General features: G+C 45.0%; 17 protein-coding genes and 2 riboswitches. Of the genes, 5 read left to right on the top strand and 12 right to left on the bottom strand.

Features of this window, described 5'->3' with window-relative positions; translation table 11 throughout:
- Positions 1-32: 32 nt before the first annotated feature.
- Positions 33-1,979 carry a methionine--tRNA ligase gene (metG, locus tag F461_RS0111830; RefSeq protein WP_020001377.1) on the bottom strand — a complete coding sequence of 649 codons (1,947 nt, stop codon included), beginning with the start codon at positions 1,977-1,979 and terminating at the stop codon, positions 33-35.
- A gap of 180 nt (positions 1,980-2,159) precedes the next feature.
- A complete protein-coding gene (locus F461_RS0111825) occupies positions 2,160-3,239 on the bottom strand; it encodes a PSP1 domain-containing protein (RefSeq protein ID WP_020001376.1) in 1,080 nt (359 codons plus the stop codon).
- 214 nt (positions 3,240-3,453) lie between these two features.
- On the opposite strand from F461_RS0111825, the gene F461_RS0111820 reads away from it, so the two are divergent.
- From F461_RS0111820 to F461_RS0111810, 3 genes are all read left to right on the top strand, one after another.
- Positions 3,454-4,017: an HDIG domain-containing metalloprotein gene (locus F461_RS0111820; RefSeq protein ID WP_020001375.1), complete on the top strand. Its 564-nt coding sequence runs from the start codon at positions 3,454-3,456 to the stop codon at positions 4,015-4,017.
- A gap of 17 nt (positions 4,018-4,034) precedes the next feature.
- Positions 4,035-4,988 (top strand): glycosyltransferase family 2 protein, encoded by a 954-nt coding sequence (locus tag F461_RS0111815; RefSeq protein ID WP_020001374.1) that lies wholly within the window; start codon positions 4,035-4,037, stop codon positions 4,986-4,988.
- A gap of 279 nt (positions 4,989-5,267) precedes the next feature.
- Positions 5,268-6,281 (top strand): zinc-binding alcohol dehydrogenase family protein, encoded by a 1,014-nt coding sequence (locus F461_RS0111810; protein WP_020001373.1) that lies wholly within the window; start codon positions 5,268-5,270, stop codon positions 6,279-6,281.
- On the opposite strand, the gene F461_RS0111805 is transcribed toward F461_RS0111810, so the two are convergent.
- The 7 genes from F461_RS0111805 to thiS form a co-directional block, all read right to left on the bottom strand.
- Complete coding sequence (locus tag F461_RS0111805) at positions 6,268-9,438, bottom strand: efflux RND transporter permease subunit (RefSeq protein ID WP_020001372.1); 3,171 nt, start codon at positions 9,436-9,438, stop codon at positions 6,268-6,270. The two genes, F461_RS0111810 and F461_RS0111805, sit on opposite strands and share 14 nt — an antisense overlap.
- A 9-nt stretch (positions 9,439-9,447) precedes the next feature.
- Positions 9,448-10,446: an efflux RND transporter periplasmic adaptor subunit gene (locus tag F461_RS17795; protein WP_020001371.1), complete on the bottom strand. Its 999-nt coding sequence runs from the start codon at positions 10,444-10,446 to the stop codon at positions 9,448-9,450.
- Between the two features lie 211 nt (positions 10,447-10,657).
- Positions 10,658-11,296 carry a thiamine phosphate synthase gene (gene thiE / locus F461_RS0111795; protein WP_020001370.1) on the bottom strand — a complete coding sequence of 213 codons (639 nt, stop codon included), beginning with the start codon at positions 11,294-11,296 and terminating at the stop codon, positions 10,658-10,660.
- 1 nt (position 11,297) lies between these two features.
- Complete coding sequence (gene thiF / locus F461_RS0111790; RefSeq protein ID WP_020001369.1) at positions 11,298-11,909, bottom strand: sulfur carrier protein ThiS adenylyltransferase ThiF; 612 nt, start codon at positions 11,907-11,909, stop codon at positions 11,298-11,300.
- Positions 11,910-11,927: 18 nt separating this feature from the next.
- On the bottom strand, positions 11,928-13,034 hold the full coding sequence (gene thiH / locus F461_RS0111785; RefSeq protein ID WP_020001368.1) for a 2-iminoacetate synthase ThiH: 1,107 nt from the start codon (positions 13,032-13,034) through the stop codon (positions 11,928-11,930).
- A gap of 1 nt (position 13,035) precedes the next feature.
- On the bottom strand, positions 13,036-13,824 hold the full coding sequence (locus tag F461_RS0111780; protein WP_020001367.1) for a thiazole synthase: 789 nt from the start codon (positions 13,822-13,824) through the stop codon (positions 13,036-13,038).
- Positions 13,824-14,024, bottom strand: coding sequence for a sulfur carrier protein ThiS (gene thiS / locus F461_RS0111775; protein WP_020001366.1), 201 nt, complete (start codon positions 14,022-14,024; stop codon positions 13,824-13,826). Before thiS ends, F461_RS0111780 begins: the two co-directional genes overlap by 1 nt.
- A 64-nt stretch (positions 14,025-14,088) precedes the next feature.
- Positions 14,089-14,191, bottom strand: a riboswitch (TPP riboswitch).
- Between the two features lie 87 nt (positions 14,192-14,278).
- Positions 14,279-14,383: riboswitch (TPP riboswitch) on the bottom strand.
- A gap of 229 nt (positions 14,384-14,612) precedes the next feature.
- Between thiS and F461_RS0111770 the strand changes: the two genes are divergently transcribed.
- Positions 14,613-15,251: a hypothetical protein gene (locus F461_RS0111770; protein ID WP_020001365.1), complete on the top strand. Its 639-nt coding sequence runs from the start codon at positions 14,613-14,615 to the stop codon at positions 15,249-15,251.
- A gap of 107 nt (positions 15,252-15,358) precedes the next feature.
- Positions 15,359-15,808, top strand: coding sequence for a hypothetical protein (locus F461_RS17790; protein ID WP_020001364.1), 450 nt, complete (start codon positions 15,359-15,361; stop codon positions 15,806-15,808).
- Positions 15,809-15,922: 114 nt separating this feature from the next.
- On the opposite strand, the gene F461_RS0111760 is transcribed toward F461_RS17790, so the two are convergent.
- From F461_RS0111760 to F461_RS0111750, 3 genes are all read right to left on the bottom strand, one after another.
- The gene (locus tag F461_RS0111760) at positions 15,923-17,314 is read right to left on the bottom strand and encodes a multiheme c-type cytochrome (RefSeq protein ID WP_026364748.1); all 1,392 of its coding nucleotides are present in this window, start codon (positions 17,312-17,314) and stop codon (positions 15,923-15,925) included.
- 44 nt (positions 17,315-17,358) lie between these two features.
- Positions 17,359-17,916: a cytochrome c3 family protein gene (locus tag F461_RS0111755; RefSeq protein ID WP_020001362.1), complete on the bottom strand. Its 558-nt coding sequence runs from the start codon at positions 17,914-17,916 to the stop codon at positions 17,359-17,361.
- A gap of 225 nt (positions 17,917-18,141) precedes the next feature.
- On the bottom strand, positions 18,142-18,666 hold the full coding sequence (locus F461_RS0111750) for a YgjV family protein (protein ID WP_143154742.1): 525 nt from the start codon (positions 18,664-18,666) through the stop codon (positions 18,142-18,144).
- Positions 18,667-18,797: the final 131 nt, after the last annotated feature.

The raw sequence follows: 18,797 nt of genomic DNA, 5'->3' as shown, positions 1-18,797 counted from the left end.
TTTAGGTAATTGCAGCCGGAGTAAAATAATAACTAGGAAGCCTTAGTACCTGCCGGAACTTCACCAGAAGCGGTTAGCATTTCCATGCCGTCAGCAGTTTTGAGCGCCAGCATCATGCCATGAGATTCAAGTCCACGGATTTTACGAGGCTTCAGGTTTGCTACAACTACAACCTGACGACCAAGAAGATCCTCTGCTGTGAAATGTTCCTTAAGTCCGGCAAGAATCTGACGAGGCTTCTCTTCGCCGAGATCAACTTCACAACGGAACAAACGATCCGCTTTAGGATGATCTTCAACAACAAGAACCTTACCGATACGCAAATCAACTTTTGCAAAGTCGTCAAACTCGATAGGCGCTGCAATTTCCTGCACAGCAACGTCTTCTTTCTTCGCTGCTTGTTCTGCTGCCTTATCGGCTTCTTCAATTTCCTTGCGAAGCTTGTCGATATCCACACGCGGGAACAAGTTAGACCCAGGCGCGACCTCAATACCTACAGGCAACAGCCCCCATGCTTCAACCTCCGCAGGCAAGTTTGCAGTTGCAGGATCAAAATCAAGACCTAACTGCCCGACAAGCTTTTCCGCAGATGCTGGCATTACAGGCCACAGGTGCAAGGCCACTTTCCGCATACATTCAAGCATGGTGTACATCACTGTACCAAGACGCGCAGTATCGCCTTCTTTTGCAAGAGTCCAAGGCTGGCTTGAATCGACGTACTTATTCAATCCACGGACAAGTTCCCAAAGGGACTCAATACCGTAGGAAAAACGTACGTTATCAAACAACTGCTGAAAGTTTTTACAGGAATTGGATGCCAGTTCACGCAATTCCATGTCTGCTTCAGTGTACTCAGCAGGTTGCGGAACAACACCGCCGAAGTATTTTTTAACCATGGAAAGAACACGGCTGAAGAGGTTGCCAAGGTCATTGGCCAGTTCTGCATTCTGACGCAATGCAAGAGATTCTTCAGAAAAACTCGCGTCGTTACCAAAGTGCATGTCGCGCAACAGGAAGAAACGGAACGTGTCGTTACCGTATTTTTTTGCCATCTCAAGCGGAGCGACAACGTTACCAAGGGATTTAGACATCTTGGTGTCGTTCACAAGCCAGTAGCCGTGTACATTAAGATTATTGTACGGCTCAAAACCGGCTGCTTTCAGCATGGTAGGCCAGAAAATTGCGTGCGGCTTAAGGATATCTTTTGCAACAATGTGCTGCACGCTAGGCCAGAACTTTTTAAAATTCTCCCCGTCAGGGTAGTCAAGAGCAGAAACATAGTTAAGCAGTGCATCAAACCATACATAGGTAACGAAGTTATTATCGAACGGTAGCTCTACGCCCCACTCAAGACGAGTTTTTGGACGAGAGATACACAAATCTTCTAACTCACCGCTATCAAGCAACGAAAGCACTTCCTTACGGTAACGCTCCGGACGAATAAACTCAGGATTATCCAGAATATGCTGCTTCAACCAATCCTGATATTTTGACATCTTAAAGAAGTAGTTTTTCTCTGCAATGTACTCAGGTTTTGTCTGGTGCTGCGGGCACAGACCGTCTTCTAATTCTTTTTCTGTGTAAAAACGCTCACAGCCGTAACAGTAATGTCCGCCATATTCGCCAAAGTAGATATCACCGGAATCGTATACTTTCTGCAATACGTCCTGCACTACTTTTTTATGGGCAACATCTGTTGTGCGAACAAAATGGTCGTTGCAAATGCCAAGTTCAGGCAATAAGTCTTTAAAAAGCTGGCTAATCTGATCAACATACTCCTGCGGAGTGCAGTTGTTTTTATCAGCAGCCTGAACAATTTTATCGCCGTGCTCGTCTGTACCGGTAAGGAAAAAAGTCTCCTTCCCCATCATCTGCTGAAAACGTTTCATCGTATCAGCAATGATCGTAGTATAGGCGTGTCCAAGATGCGGCTTCGCATTCACATAGTAAATTGGAGTCGTAATATAAAAGCGTTCCAAGAGAATCTCCCGACGGCTTCGCCCGCTGGTAACGGACGCTGGATTCTTTGTTTTATTTTCTAGCCACATACCATTTTATGCAGCAGACACTCATTCTATAATTTTCGTTGAGAAAGACTTCATCACGGTAATGCAATGAAGTCTTTCTCAACGATATATTCAATATTTCTGTCTCGACGATTAATCGTCGGACTTAGGCTTACGCTTGCGTTTGCGTTTACCACGGCTTGTGCGTTTCACAGGTTCCGCACTCTTCACACCGGGCTTACGGATAACCTGTTCGCGCAGGGTTTCCACATCAACGCCTTCTTCCTTTGCACGCTCTTCAAGTTCTTTTTCAACTTCAGCGCGGCGGGCTTCTTCTTCAGCAGCCTCTTTTGCTTCCTGTTCTAAACGAGCAGCATCTTCAGCAGCTTTTTTAGCAGCAGCACGAGCAGCATCCTGCAACGCCTGATCTGGACGAGTTGCGTTCATTTCTGCCCATTCTTCAAGCGTAACTTCCATTTCCTCGTTAAAATCGGAAAGCAAGGACACACTATTGCGGAACATATTAGCGCGCAAAACTTTTACAGAACCATCCTCAGTAAAGTACTTTTTACCAAGTTTTGGACATGCGCGGTGAAACTCTTCGTAATTATGCTGTTCATAGGAAAGGCAGCAAAGCAATCTTCCGCAGATACCGGAAATTTTAGCAGGATTGAGAAACAGGTTCTGCTCTTTTGCCATCTTAATGGTTACTGGAGCAAATTTACGCAAGAATCTTCGACAACAACAGACCATGCCGCAGTTGCCTACAGCACCGACCATCTGCGTTTCATGGCGTACACCAATCTGACGCAGTTCGATACGCGTACGATAATTTTTAACAAGATCTTTTACAAGCTCCCTGAAATCTATGCGGTTAGGAGCAGTGAAGTAAAAAATTATTTTGCTGCGGTCGAAAAATACTTCAACATCTACAAGCTTCATATCAAGCTTACGCTGACGCACACAATCCAGACAGTACTGAAATGCTTCCCGAGAAAGCCCTTCGTTTTCTTGATGACACACTAAGTCTTCGTTTTCCGCAAGTCTGTTAACCTGCTTCAGTTCATCACTTTCTGCATCCTCTGGAAGGTCATCCCGCAGAGCAACGACTTCTCCAAGCCCTTGGCCCTGATCAACGACAACCCAATCCCCTATGGAGACTTCCAGATCTTTAATCTCAAAATAGTATATGTTCCCATATTCTCGGAACTTAACACCAGCTATTGATGACATGACGATCCACTCTTCGTTAGGCTGCAAAAGCAGCGCGTATATGTTATATGCTGAGCCATAGGCTAAGACAGCATTTATTTATTGAAAGAACATTTTCTTTTCGGCTTTATTGACGCTCGTGTCAACAAATCGAATATATGGTTGTGTTCTGGCGCATTCATGTTTATGAAAAATTGTTCGCATGATTTTGTAAATGTATTTCAGGAGAATAAAAATGATTGATCGTGAAAGCGCTTTTCAACTACTGGAGTCACAAAAACCTGAGCCGCACCTCCTTCACCATGCCATGCAGACGGAAGCTGTTATGACAGAACTGGCAAGGCATTTTGGTGAAGATGAAACGCTCTGGTCCATAACCGGTTTGTTGCACGATCTTGATTTTCCGAACACAAAGGAAACACCTGAAGAACATGGAAAACAATCTGTAGAACTACTCAAAGGAAAGCTTCCAGAAATAGCACTGAATGCTATTCTCGCACATAACTCAGAATACACGGGTCACGACCCCACCACAAAACTCGATCTGGCACTTCGTTGTGCTGAAACAGTTACCGGCCTTATTGCCACGAATGCGCTTGTTCGACCTAACGGCATGGAAGGCATGAAACCTAAAAGCTTAAAAAAGAAAATGAAAGATAAAGCGTTTGCTGCATCTGTCAGTCGTGACCGTATTAAAGAGTGCGAGAAACTGGACTTGGATTTAGGACAGTTTTTTCAACTGGCCATTGAATCCATAACTCCCATAGCTGACTCCGTAGGATTAGCTAAACGTACATAGCATAAGGATTCATAATCATGAAACTTTCTTTTGTTATTGTAACAAATAACACAAGCAAATTCATCGGGCGCTGTCTCGATTCAATTAAGCAGACTATTGAAAACCAAACTGCGTCCAAATTCGATGCAGAAATCATTGTTGTGGATAATGCTTCTACTGATGACTGTGGTTCTGTTGCAAAAACAGCTCTCCCAGAGATTGAGCTTATTCAAAACTCGGAAAACAAAGGCTACGCCGCTGCAGCTAATCAGGCTGTAGAACGCGCAACTGGCGACCTTATTGTATTTGTTGATCCTCGTATTGAGGTTCTTGCGGGCTCCGTCCGACGTCTTATGGATCAATTCGCTACTAACGCTTCCTGCGCTATCGCAGGTGGTAAAGTAGTTGGTACAGACAATCTCGGCCTTAAAACCGTAGATCGTCTTCCGGGTCTTGTCGCTAACTTTAAGCGCATGTTCGGCTGTACTTGTTCCAAAACCCGTAATGCAGAACAGCCAACAAAAGTGAAATTTGTTCCTTTCACGTTCGCTGCTGTGCGCAGTGACATTATTAATAAACTCGGCCAGCTGGATGAGCGTTTTTACGCAGGTCTTGCCGATGCAGACTTCTGCCGCCGTATTGTTAAGTCACTGAACCCTTCTTACGCAATCTACTACGTGCCGCAGGCTACTGCACGCGTTCTCGATAAATTCTCCTTTCAGCCAGAATGCTCCGACTACGCGCTGCATGGCTCTGCCGTAATTAAGGCACGTACCCGTAGCGAACAGATGTATTTCTGGAAACACTACTGTCCGTTCACCGCCCTTTTCTTTGGTGGCATGGATATGATTGTTTTCACCATCCGTTACGCCGCGTACCTTATTCCGGGTGTCGGTTCTAAAGACAAGCGTGGCTACGCTTGCAGTGTTGTTTGCGAATCAGCAAAAGCGATTCTCTCAACTCAACTCGGCTCCCAGTTTCCTGCAGAATAATTCTGTTACATAGCAGAACACCAAAAAAGGGGTGCACCCAACGTGCACCCCTTTTTTGTAACCATGTCCGCACTGCACACAACAACACTCTATAATTAAAAGAAATCACAAACACTCCCCACTCGAACTTTTTTTACAATCGCAAACCTTCCTTCCCTGTCTGCAAGCTGAGTACAACTAGACTTTGTATTCTTTCCAGTTAGCACTGGAATCCTCTAAGAACTTACTGTTAGAATAAAGAGCACAATCACTCCAACCCTTGCTACAGGCGGTGTAATAATGCTTCAAATACTAGCACGAGGCGGCGGAGATGCCATCAATGAAGAGACATTCTCCGAGAAATTAGGGACCGTCCCAACCCCTCATGGGCACGAAATCCTTGTAAAAGTACAGGCAACCTCGATTAATCCCCTTGATACTAAATTACGGATGCGCACTCCAAGTTCCGAGCAAATAGTTCTCGGATACGATACAAGTGGAATAGTTGTTGATAAGGGCGACGAGGTTACACACTACAAAAAAGGTGACCACATCTACTTCATGGGACAGGCAAAGTACGCTGGATCATTCGCGCAATATCAGCTGGCAGACGCGCGCACAGTTGCCTTTGCTCCCAAAAACTGCTCAGAAGCTGAAACAGCGACATTTCCTGTAGCTACGTTTACGGCGTACGACGCCCTCTTTAACAGACTTGAATACATATCAGCAGCTAACGCAAACACAGAAAAAACTATTCTTATCATTGGCGGTGCTGGCGGCGTAGGATCCATGGCAATTCAGTTAGCAAAATGGGCTGGACTGACTGTTATTGCAACAGCATCTCGAGAAGAAACCGCAGACTGGTGTAGGGATATGGGTGCTGACTACGTAATAAACCATCACAATAACATGATGGAACAGATACGCGAACTGGACATGCATTGGGTGAACTCTATCTTTTGCACAACCCACCTCAGTGATCATTGGGGGACAATGTCTGAACTAATTGAACCGCAAGGCGCCATCGTTCTCATAGACGACCCTGCTGGCCCATTGGACCTTCGGCTGTTCAAAACAAAATCTGTCCGCATTTGCTGGGAATTTGCACTGGTGCGCACCATGTACGACACACCTGATTTACAGATGCAGGGCTTTATTCTTGCTAAAATTGCTCAGCTAATTGACTCGTTCCAAATTCGTTCACCACTTACAGAAACACTCTATGGCCTGACCGCAAAAAATATTCAAAAAGCTCATCTGAGGCAAGAATCGAATACCATGGTGGGAAAACAGGCTATCATCATTTCTCCATAGCATCAGATTTTGTAATTCGCTCGTGCATACCTATAAAGATATGCCACAGGACAGGAACTATAAAGAGTGTAAGCAACGTGGCGGTACATAACCCCGCAACAAAGGTAGCCGCCATGGTACCCCAGTTAAGAGAATAATACGGAATACCGACAGCCATCGGCAATAGCCCCAACGTTGTTGTAAGCGTCGTCAGCAGAATAGGACGCAAACGCACACGCACGCCCTCATATACAACGTCATCCCTGTGCATGCCGCTCTTATACAGATTATTAAGAAAGGCAATAAGCACAAGAGAGTCGTTAACAACAACTCCGGTTACCCCGACAGTCGCGATAAAGCTGTTGATGGTAAATAACGTCCGCGTAAGAAATACGCCATACACAACACCAATAAGGGCAAAAACCACTGCTGAAAGAATAATTAGTGGCTGAACATATGAATTAAACTGGGTTGCTAAAATCATATAAATAATAAGCAGAGCAATAAGAAAGGCAAACATAAGAGATGAATATGACTTCTGGGTTGATTCATACTCACCAGCGAAATTTAACGTTGCACCGGGATATTTTGTACGCACCGTTGAATAATATTTTATAATCTTATTTACGACATATGGCGGTGAAAATGGAGCTCCCGGCTGTATATTTGCAGACAGAGTGATGGCACGCTCTCCCTGAAATCTGTTAAACTGCCCCGGCTCGGTGTATGTCTCAATTTTTACAAGATCACCAAGACGGATAGGCCCCATATTCTCTTCTATTACAGGAATATTCAATGCATCTTCCGGTGAACGCAAAAAACGCTTATCCACTTGCATCCGTAAGTCTATGTCTTCATCATCCGCTCTGAATTCGCCCACAAGAGCCCCATCCAGAATAGAACCAGCCATGCGAGCCACAAGCCTTGGAGTCAATTCGTATTGTGAAACTTGCATTTCATCCGGAATAAAACGCACAATCCTGTTTGGATAGCCAGTGTCCGGCCTCAAATCCACCAGGTATTGTGAAAATTCTTTATTTGTCTTCAGATAGTTCCAGACATCACGGGTAAGCAGATCAACGTTAAGTGTATCACCCCCCATAACTCGAATAGTCAGGTCTTTTCCGGTAGGCGGTCCATCCGATTCCGCCCGAACCCGTACAATCCAGCGATCGCCCCAATGCTTATGCGCATAGGCCGTCATCTCTTTCCGCATTGTGCTGAGATGTGCAATCGGGTCATTCGTCGGGTAATCCGCAAACACTCTTGAGTTAATCTCAGGAAGCTCTACGTTGATAGTTCCGTAATTTGAGCCGTACACCTGCTCGTAATCTTCATTCACATAAAAACCGGCGAACGCGGTAGCGGCTCGTACAACATTTTTCCCTTTAGAATCAATTTCAACGGTTAATTCTTTCAATCTACGGGACACCTCCTGAAGAGAAGTGCCTGCCGGAGCTTCTACATTTACATAAAAAATATTGTAGTTATCGGGAAAAAACTTGATTCGAAGAAGTGGAAGTGTTCCGGAAACCGATACCCCAAAAATAAATAGTGCACCAAGAAACGCTATAAAAACAACGCTGATGCTCTTTGCACGATGCTTCATGAATATACGCAGTATCGAAACCGCACATTCTTTCAGTTTAACCATAAAGGCTTGATCAACTGGTGGAGTATATCCATGGGCAAACCGTTTTACTCCCGGCCAATCATAAAAATGCAAGGGAAGAATCAAAAGGCACTCCAAAAGAGAAGATGCAAGGGCAAAGCTAACCGCTATCGGGATCTGAGCGAAAAATTCCCCTGTTGAACCAGACATTATGAGCATGGGTAAAAATGCCGCGACCGTAGTGCTTGTTGCAGAAATAACCGGCACAGCCACTTCCGCAGCCCCGTCGACAACAGCTGATTTCAACGGCTCACCAAGCTGAATATGTCTGTAAATATTTTCGATTACCACAATAGCGTCATCAACAATAATCCCTGCTACAAGAACAAATGCAAACAAGGTGATCTCATTCAGTGAATTGCCGGTGACCTTCATAAAGATCATCGTAACCAAAAAAGAAAACGGAATACCTATGGTTGTAATGACGGCATTCCGCAACCCCATAACTATCCAGATAATGACCAGTACAAGCGTAATACCTACGAGCAGGTTAGAACCCATCACATTCATGGATTCATCAATAAATACTCTCTGATCCTGAGTAATTACGGGTTGCACTTTGTTTGCAGAAAGTCGTTCTTTGTGCCTCTGAACAATCTGTTCAACCGTATCACATATGGCAATTGCATTCCCCGTACTCTGCTTCATAATAGCAATCGTAATACAATCTTTTCCATTAACGGAAGTAATGACATGAGGGTCACGATATCCAAACTGCGCCTTGGTCATTACATCACCAACTCGAACAAACGATCCCTCGTTATCCCGGCGTAAGATGACATTTTCTATATCTGACTGTGTACGGAATCGTTCGTCCACAACCACAATGTATTCAGATTCTCCTGCATCAAAATCACCCGCAGGAATTGAAACGTTCGCATCCAACAATGCCTTGCGCACATCTTCCAGCGTAATCTTGTATTGGGTCATTTTAGCAGGAGATAAGTCGACATGGTATTCGCGCGAATACTCACCATTCAACCGCACATCCTTGACACCGGGGATACGGGAAAACTCATTTTTCAATTCTTCAGCAATAAGGCTTAATGCTCTGTTGGATCTATTGCCTACAAGGATAACATTAAGAGCAGGCAGCCATTCATCAATGGCAATCTCAGTAAACGTGGGCGGATCCATATCCGCTGGTAAATCATTCTGAATAGACAGCACCTTAAAACGCAGTTCGTCGTACAATTTATGATAATCTGAATCATCAATAAACTTTACCAGAATGGAGCTGTTTTCTCGATATGAACGGGAACGGATGTATTCAACCTGCTCCAGACTATCCAGCGCATCTTCAATTTTCCTTGTCACAAGAGATTCAACATCAGAAGGGGATGCACCGGGAAGAAAGGCACCTATATGCACCTTTCCCATTTTCACATACGGCATCCTGTCTACTGGAATAGTTAAAATACTTATGACACCAAGAATCATAAGCACGAGAAAGGCAAGGTTAACCAGCACCTTCTGATTCAGAGTAAATGCAATTACAGAACGCATAACCTCTCACTAAAAGCCAGTTTGTGGCGGGTTCGTTAAAAAACGCTCTCCAACTGAAATGTCTTTGGAACGCACACGCTTGGTACCACGCTGATATCCATCCCCCATAACAATAACCGGAACTTCTTCACCTGACTCCCGTATAAGAAATGCTTCTTCGTACCCTTGAACCAGTGCACTTTCCGGTACAACGATGGCGCCCTTGGCCTCTTCCATCGGAAGATACAAATCAGCTCGAATCCCCCCGCGCTTTTCGACAGGAAATGTATCTATAGCTAATTCCACTTCTATCTTACGCATCTCGGAATCGAAATCAGGGGAAACATATTCAATACGCGCGGCAACTTTTTGGTTTAATTCTGGCAATTCCAGTTCAATTTTATCCATTTTTTGCAACGTAATAAGTTCGGAAGGAGTAAGGGCGAACGAAACGAGCAACACATTGAAATTACCAATTTTTGCCAGTTCATCACCGTCGTGAACCAATTCTCCCGGTTCAATATACCGTTCAATAACCCGCCACCCCACGGGCGCAACTATAGAATGGCGATTCTTATGCTCCCGCAAAATCATCTCTTCAACTTTCAGGGCATCTATTTCTTCGCGTGCTGAGTCTAAATCACGCTTTAGAGCATCCAGAGTAGTCTGTGCTGCATAGTCTTTAGCTATGAGAGAACGATACCTTTCAGCTTCTTTTGAATAATAAGTAACAGCACTTTTAATTGCTTCCTGCTTCTCAAGATTACGGCGGATATCAAGATCAACGAATATAGAATTCAGGCGTGCAAATACGCCATCCGGTTTAATTACATCTCCAACATCAGCATACACAGCAATACATCGAGCATTTTCTTCACTGGAGACGGTTATAATAGTTCGCGGACGAGTAAAGCCTGTCATATGCACATGCCGTTTGGCTGCCTTAGCAACGAAGACCTTTTCGCAATGTGCAACTTCAATACAGACAAGAGTGAGTATCAGGATAAGAAAGGAAATTTTACGCCACATATGCGCTCCTTCAAATCTGACAAAGAATACAAGACGCATATTCAATTAGTACCTAAAACACACAAGCAACAACAGGATTACCTTATTGATTTCTTGTTATTTTTACAAAATCCCCAACCAATAAGAGTTAGTTCATGACGAAAATTCCACAAAAAAAAGCTGCCCTTCTTTACGAAGGGCAGCCTTGCTGTTTTCTCTTGTTAACTAGCCGTTACTTGGAGGCCATTGCCTTACGCAATGCAAGCACGGTTGCAGTTATGTCATCTGCACCTACAATCTCAGAAACAATTGCACAGCAACGGGCACCGTGCTGTGCCACATCCTGAATATTGTGCAGCTTGATTCCGCCGATGGCTACGTGCGGTATGCTATGTTGCTTAGTAACATACTCAAGATATTCATATCCAACCGGAGCACAGACATCTTTTTTAGTCTGGGTCGCGAAAATCGGCCCTACACCAACGTAGTCCGCGCCAAGTTCAATAGCACGCTTACATTCTTCTGGTGTGTGGGTGGAAAGCCCGATAATTTTATCTGCACCAAGAAGCTGACGCACTTTAGGTACTGGTATATCTTCTTGTCCGACATGTACGCCGTCTGCATCACATAGAATAGCGATGTCTACATAGTCGTTAACAATAAACTTACAACCTGCCTGCCTTGTCATGGCACGAATCTGTAAACATTCATCCAGCATTACGCCAGATTTTTTGTCTTTTTCTCTATATTGAAGAACTTTAATGCCAGCCTTAAGCATGGCATCAACCACTTCAATATTAGACCGGCCTTTGGACAAACCTTCGTCGGTCAATGCATAGATATCGGTATCTAAAATTTCTTGAAAATTCATACTACTTCCCCAAAATATGCGTTAGCACTACATCTGCCTGCATAGCGGCTGCCATAAGCACTTTGGGCGCCATAGGCGGATGATCGGCAATATCAGTTGTAAAATCACCAACAAGAACAGCATCATCACGAATTTTTCGTTTCTGCATATACGGTTCACCCCAGCCTGCCATACCGGAAGCTGAGACAAACAGACGCGAATCAGACAAATACAACTCTGCCATCATCTTTTTACCGTCAACACTGTCCAGAGCTTCAAGAATAATATCACAGCCGGCAAAGTATTGCGGTGCGGTGTGTGGTGTTATCCGAGCATTATGTGTCGTAATGGTCAAGGTATTGTCTATTCGGAGCAGGTTAGCCCTGCACACTTCAACTTTTGACAACCCAAGCTGATCTTCAAAAAAGAACTGTCTGTTCAGATTTGAAGAGTCCACTACATCATAATCCACAATGACAAAGTTCCGGATGCCGCTTCGAGCTAACATAAAGGCACTGTTAGACCCCAACCCGCCGCAACCGGCAATCCCCACAGTCACAGAAGCAAGTTTTTGCATCTGCTCTGGAGTAAGATAACGAGCCAAGCCAGCCTGCAATACGGAATGAGTACCCATACGATCTTCCTGCATGAACTAAAAAGGTTGCCAATCTTTAAATACAGGCTGGAACCCTTTTGATTCAATTGCTCTGCACATTTCTTCAACGCTGCGAGGATCTGAGATATCAAATTGCGCGGTACCGTTATCTTCAGCCGTATGCCCTCCAACTGCAGTGGTAACGCCGGCAGACATTTTGGTAACACCAAGCGGCATCATGTTATCACGCAGTGATGCAGATTCACGAGTTGATACAGTGATACCCACATTATGCAGAAAAATACGCAGCGCCAGAACGTACTGTACTAAATTCCTGTCCGTCACAATGGATGCAGGTTCATATGATCCCACATGCGGACGCATTCTCGGTGGTGAAATAGCAATGCTTGTTCCCGGGTAGTTATCCTGTAAGTACCCTGCATGCAGACCTGTAAAAAATGCATCGCGCTGCCATACTGCCTCCAGTCCGAGCAGCGCACCAATGGTTACCGAACGAAATCCTGCCTGACACCCACGTTCCGGAGCATCAAGTCTAAAATCATAATTACGTTTCGGCCCCTTAGGGTGCAATTCTTTATAGAGCGTTTTGTTGTACGTTTCCTGAAAAAGAGTCAGCCCGTCAACGCCGCATGTTTCAAGGTACGCGTATTCATCCTGTGTCAGCGCGTAAACTTCGATACTGACCGAAGGGAAGTACTCGCCTAAAATTTTGGCACAGTCTCCAATATACTCTACTGTCGACTTAGACGGGGCATCTCCCGTTAGAATAAGGAGATGCTTCAATCCGGTTGCCGCAATTGCTTCACCTTCTTTACGTACCTCATCCGCAGAAAGTTGTGATCGCGGAATACGGTTTGCAGTATTAAATCCGCAATATACACACTGGTTGGTACAAAAGTTTGCAAGATACAGTGGTGTAAAGAGTTGAATTGTCTTTCCAAAGTGACGCATAGAAATGCCATTGGCTTTCTGTGCCATGGCCTCAAGCATGCCCTCCGCTGCAGGAGAAAGCAACGTCAGGTAATCGAGTGGCGTCAACGAGTGCTTTGCAAGCACTCTCTCCACATCGGCAGGCGTAACTGCTGCCAGATACGTTGCCATATCCAACGAATCGTACTGCGAAAGAATCTCAGAAAATCCCATGTTACATACCGCCTAAAAAGCCGGTCAAAGGAGATGAGGCATCAGCAGTGCCTGTTGATACGGTTGCAGTCTGCGCAAGATACGCAGCGCGGCCTGCACGGACAGCTTCACCAAAAGCCCGCCCCATTGCCACAGGGTCTCCGGAGGCTGCGATGGCGGTATTTACCAGACAAGCTGCTGCACCCATTTCCATAGCCTCACACGCCTGAGACGGAGCGCCTATTCCTGCATCAACAATAATCGGTAATGCAATCTCATCAATCAGAATACGAACCATTTCTTTTGTCATCAGCCCGCGGTTACTGCCGATAGGAGCACCAAGAGGCATTACGGCTGCGGCTCCGGCATTCACCAGATCGCGCGCAACATACAAATCCGCATTTACATACGGCAGAACAACAAACCCTTCTTTAGCAAGGATTTCTGTAGCCTTTGCGGTTTCGTACCCGTCCGGCAATAAGTATTTATTGTCGGAGATAACTTCAATTTTAATCCAGTCACCACACCCGGCCGCGCGCGCCAAGCGAGCAATTCGAACTGCTTCGTCGGCATTGCGCGCACCGGAGGTGTTCGGCAACAGTTGCATGTGCTCAGGGATGTGCTGCATTACATTCCCTGTTGCAGCGTTTGTGTCGACTCTTCGTAACGCTACAGTGATAACCTGAGATCCGGACGCTTCGCACACATCAGGAATGATTGTATCTGAGCCATATTTACCGGTTCCGGTGAAAAGTCTGCTGGTCAGGCTGACTCCGCCGATAACCAGTGCGTCGTTGTTGTTCGCTTCCATTAGCCCCCTCCTACGAATTGCAGGATTTCCAATACATCCCCGTCATTAAGTACGGTAGTTCCAAAATCATCAGCCTTCACAACGGTTCGATTCAGTTCTACGACAATCGCTTTTACATCCACGCCGTTGCCCTGCAGATATTCAAGCAGGGTTGTGTCGTCATTGCACAGTTGCATCTGACCATTTACAGTTAGCTGCATTATAGGGTTCCTTTGCTGCTTTAATCGCATAAAAAAAGCTTGCACGAAGGCAAGCTCAGAATACGAGTTAAGTACTTAGCCTTCCTCCGGCGGTATAAACCGCGTCAGGTTCAAAGGGTCTGAACACAACGTTCACTCTCAGCCCGAAGGCTCCCCTAGCTGTATGTTGACACACCCTGTATCCCGTAAAACGTCGTACGTTTTACGCTACAGGCATAAAAAAAAGCTTACCCCTTCGGATAAGCTTATAGTTCTCATAAACAGTTTCGCTTTCCTCCGGTGGTACAAACCACATCAGGTTCAAGGGTCAGAACTCCTACGCTCACTCTCAGCCTGTTAAGGCCCCCCTAGCTGTTGGAATATACATAGTAAGGATTAACAATCCTGTAAAGCTGTTTATTTAATCAATCTCACTTTTTCCATGATAATTCCTTATTTTCATTTATTATAATGAATAAAACACATTCGGCATAGACCTCTTGATCCGTGCTACTTTTTTATATATCGTCACACGGACGCGATAATTTGTTGCCGTTATACACCTTCAATCTAACGGTGCAACATTCAGCAAACCCAGCAGGAGCCAATATGCGTTTACCAGCCATAACACTTGCACTGATCATCACCTGTGTTCTTACAACCTCCGCCTTTGCCCATAGAGTAAACATTTTTGCATGGGCAGAGGGAACAACAATACATACGGAATCTTTTTTCTCCAGTGGAAACAAGGCACAAAATTGTGCTGTAACCGCTACTGACAAAAAGACAGGAAAAACAGTTGCAAAAGGTACCACCGACACAAACGGAGAATGGTCTTTCACCCTTTCTGCTGACGCCATAAAGGCCAAGGATCCTATTATTATTGCATTGGATGCCGGCCAAGGGCACGCGGGCGCATGGACACTTGAAGCTGAAGACTACACAGACGCAGCTCCTGTTTCAGCTCCGGTAGCAGAAAGTCAATCAAGCGAAGTGGTGAAAGCAGAAGCACCTGCACAGAAAGCAACAAACAACGCCGCAACGGTCACCCTGACCAAGAGCGAACTTGATACGCTCATACGAAACGCCGTTCGACAGGAACTTATTCCTGTGAAGGCAAAAATTGGAAAACTTAGCGCTGAAGTTCTGCAGCCAACAGCAAGCATGAAGGATATCTTCGGCGGAATCGGCTATATACTCGGACTCCTCGGACTTGCAGCTTTCATGCACTACCGTAAAAAAGCCTAACATCATCTGTTGAAGTCTGATGCCATCTGCGTTTTACGCCTGCATATTGCTCTTCTTTCATAAAAACACTATGACGCGGCAGACATCTTATGAAAAAGGAGCCCTGCATGGCTAAATCCAAAAAAGACCAACAGAAGATAAAAAAGCGCATTGCTGCCATAAAACGCCGTAAAGCATCTACTGCTGACGATTTCTCCGACACCGTGATGAAATTTTGTAAACCGCTTCTTGCGGAATCCGAAAGCCTGAGCGGAGACGACAATGCCATCGGTCTTGGCGTATTTGCGTGGAACGCATCTTTTCTTCCACGCGACCGTTGGGAAGACGGCCTGCACCGCTCTCTTGCACAATTTGACCTGACTGACGAAACCAAGACCACGCTTGTCGATATCGTAGAAGAAATGGTTCGCCAAAAAGAAGTAATGCACCCGAACGATCTACGTGTCATTACAGACTACAAAGTACACGAAACAGAAGAAGGCCCTATCCTCACAGTTGATGCCAAGCTTGCTAAAAAAGCTCTGTTGCCTTCTTTCAAAGGTGTTCCTTCCGAATAACTTTATCTTCGACATGTAGTTATTACCGACGCACAGGATTCATAGAACGATAAAAACCCGCTTGTTACAGCGGGTTTTTTTATTACAGTACAGTACAGTACAGACATGAACCTGCTAGTCAGGACCAGGACAGGCAACATTAGTCAGATCTTCTATTTTGCCATTTTTAATGCGCCAGTCATAAATGGCCTGCATGTCCATGAACATCTGGAAGAGCTGGAAGAAGCCGTGCCAGTGAGCATAATCAGGCCCGTTCATAGCGGCACCTTGACGGGCTCGACGGCCTTCATGATGCCAGAGGTAGTACATCAGCCGCTGGAAGCCGTCCTTCCAAGGATCGTCACCAAGTAGTTTCTTCTCAGCGAGTTCTTTCTTCATAGCTACAGCTTTATCCCAGTAGATATTATAGAGCGCAACAGAAGCATCAAGTGTAGCCATTGTTGAATCTGTATGGAGTGTGGAGTGGCAGTTCGTACATACCAAACGCATACGTTTGGCACCTTCTTCACCAGCGCCGCGTGTGCCTGATCTAATCTCAGAACGCTTACTGTAGAGTTGCCACTTGAGACGTGTTTCAGGATTATGGGTAGTACTCAATTCACCAATGCCACTCAAATGACATACAGCACAAGTAGGGGCATCATAATCTCCCGGTTCCCATGTATCCGGTGCTGCACCAAAATTCCAATCTGCTTCATGAGCAGCATAAATCTGACCATGTTTGGATTGCTCATAAATTTCAATATTCGGATGGTCTGGCCCAAGATGGCAAGTACCACAAGATTCCGGTTTCCGTGCTTCAGCAATAGAGAACATATGACGGGTGTGGCATACAGAACAGTTCCCTACAGAACCGTCCGGATAACGCTGACCGGGGCCGGCAGGCCATGTCATGTTGACAGGCTTATTGTCAGCACCGAGTTGAATAATAGTACCGTGACACATCTGACAACCGGAAGCACGTGGTGCCATGCCTTCAGGGCTGTTACGATCAACACCGGTAAACTCAAGACCTTCGTAGTAATACATCAACTTATTGAAAGTCGGATTATTCATAATAGGCTCTGATGCCGGTTTTGCATGAGAACTTTCAAGGAACTGCGATACCTCTACAGGATGGCAACGGGAACAGGTTTTTGAAGAAACCATCGGACTGGTGTAAATATTTGTTCCCCGAACGCCGTTACACTGACTGGCCATTGGAGAAGTTTTTTCTACAACATGGCAATCATAACAAGAAACCTGCGCATGAGCCATGCGCCCGTTTCTCCAGTTATCTACAATACCGGGAGTTTCCTTTGCATGGCATTCAATACATTTTTTAGCCGCTTCAGAAAGGCCACGCTGTACGAGAATCTGCTTGTGTATTCCTCCAAGGGTTGCATCCCCCTGTGACATAGCTTTTGGTACTTTCTGCACACTCTCCTGAGCCACGGCATATCCAGCACCCAAGATGCTGCATATAACCATTGCAAGCATGATTACCAAAGTCCTCCGTATCATCATTCCTTTTCCTCCACACACGTTCAGGTTTCCACTTGTAACTGCAGTTATGAATCCCTGTTAAAATACTTATTCACGTAATACATCATGTCCTTATGCCCTGCATGCTCGTGGCATTTTACACACCGTAATTTATTCTCTTTCCGTAAATATTCGCGGTGCGCCAAAATACCTTTAATACCAATTTTCGGTGCTAATAATTTTGCATGACATTTCCGACAGGATTCATCGTACGTAAACTCTTCACGGTACTTCCGCCGCTGTGACCAGTCATACTCATAGGGGTCTATAATCATATTCATTATGATATCACGTGTACCGGTATACGCCTTTGCTGCAACGTACTCTACGAGAGTGCCATGTGGCAGATGACAATCAACACATTGGGCAACAACCCCTTGTGGGTTATCCCCTCCGTGTACCGATGCAGCCCACGCCTGCCTGAACGGTTTCATAGAATGACACGTCACACAAAAAGTATCAGTATTCGTCAATGTAATCATATGACCCGAGGCCAATACTAAGACGATACTTAATACCACACCGGCTACACCCCCTACCAACAATAGTTTTTTTCGGTACTTCCTATCGTTGCTCTGAGGCATAAACCTCCCCTTTGCCAACATTTAAAGGGTAAAATAAAAACATTTCAGCAATATTAACATATTATATAAACATCCGCATTATAATTCTCACTTTGTTACTCTAAAATACATCATTTCCAAGAGACAGCACAAAGTTCGCGATATGTTCTTCTAAACCCCAAAGCAAAGAGTACAAAAAAAGCCCCGCATCAACTGCGGGGCTTTGCACAATATAAAAATTTTTAGCTAGTCCTGTTCTAAAACCAAATCAGATCTCGTGGGACGAATGTAATACCGATAATAACCAACAACGTTACTCATGAGAAAAAAGCTTTCCAGCGCGATAGCTGATGGTGACCAGACAACAATATTATGTACAATCCACAGCGCTACTCCAAAAAATGTAACCTCGCGCAGGCGTTTATCTGTTTTGGAAAAGGCTGCAAGAGTGAGCACAAAGGTTGCTCCAAAGCTAAGAATGCTGACCAAGCCTGCGTATGTCCACAGGGTGCCTGCCACTGCAAGGATACAGAAAAAATACATCCATCTACGTTCGGTTGTATATCCGCTCACAGCATAACGGGCTCCGGATACCCCCATCAGTACTGTTGCTGTCCATTGCTCAAGAAGTAAAAAATGTACGGCCATAAAAAAACATGCAGCAGCAATAGCGTGTAGAATATATTTCCTATTTTTAAATTGGAAAGACAGAAGATCAAAAACGAGTGCTACGCCAACAAGCATTTGTGAAATGACGAATACAGACATCATAATCCTTGAGTAAAAACGATGTATAAATTTATCAAAACAAACCGCATAAAAAACGTTACCAGAGTACAAGTAACCAGAAGATAGTATGCCGAATTTAATCTTTTTTTCGATCCAAACCCTAGCTGGCTATA

The sequence above is a fragment of the Halodesulfovibrio aestuarii DSM 17919 = ATCC 29578 genome (assembly GCF_000384815.1).
In the GTDB taxonomy this organism is placed as follows: domain Bacteria; phylum Desulfobacterota; class Desulfovibrionia; order Desulfovibrionales; family Desulfovibrionaceae; genus Halodesulfovibrio; species Halodesulfovibrio aestuarii.
This window is presented reverse-complemented; position numbering and strand designations above follow the sequence as displayed.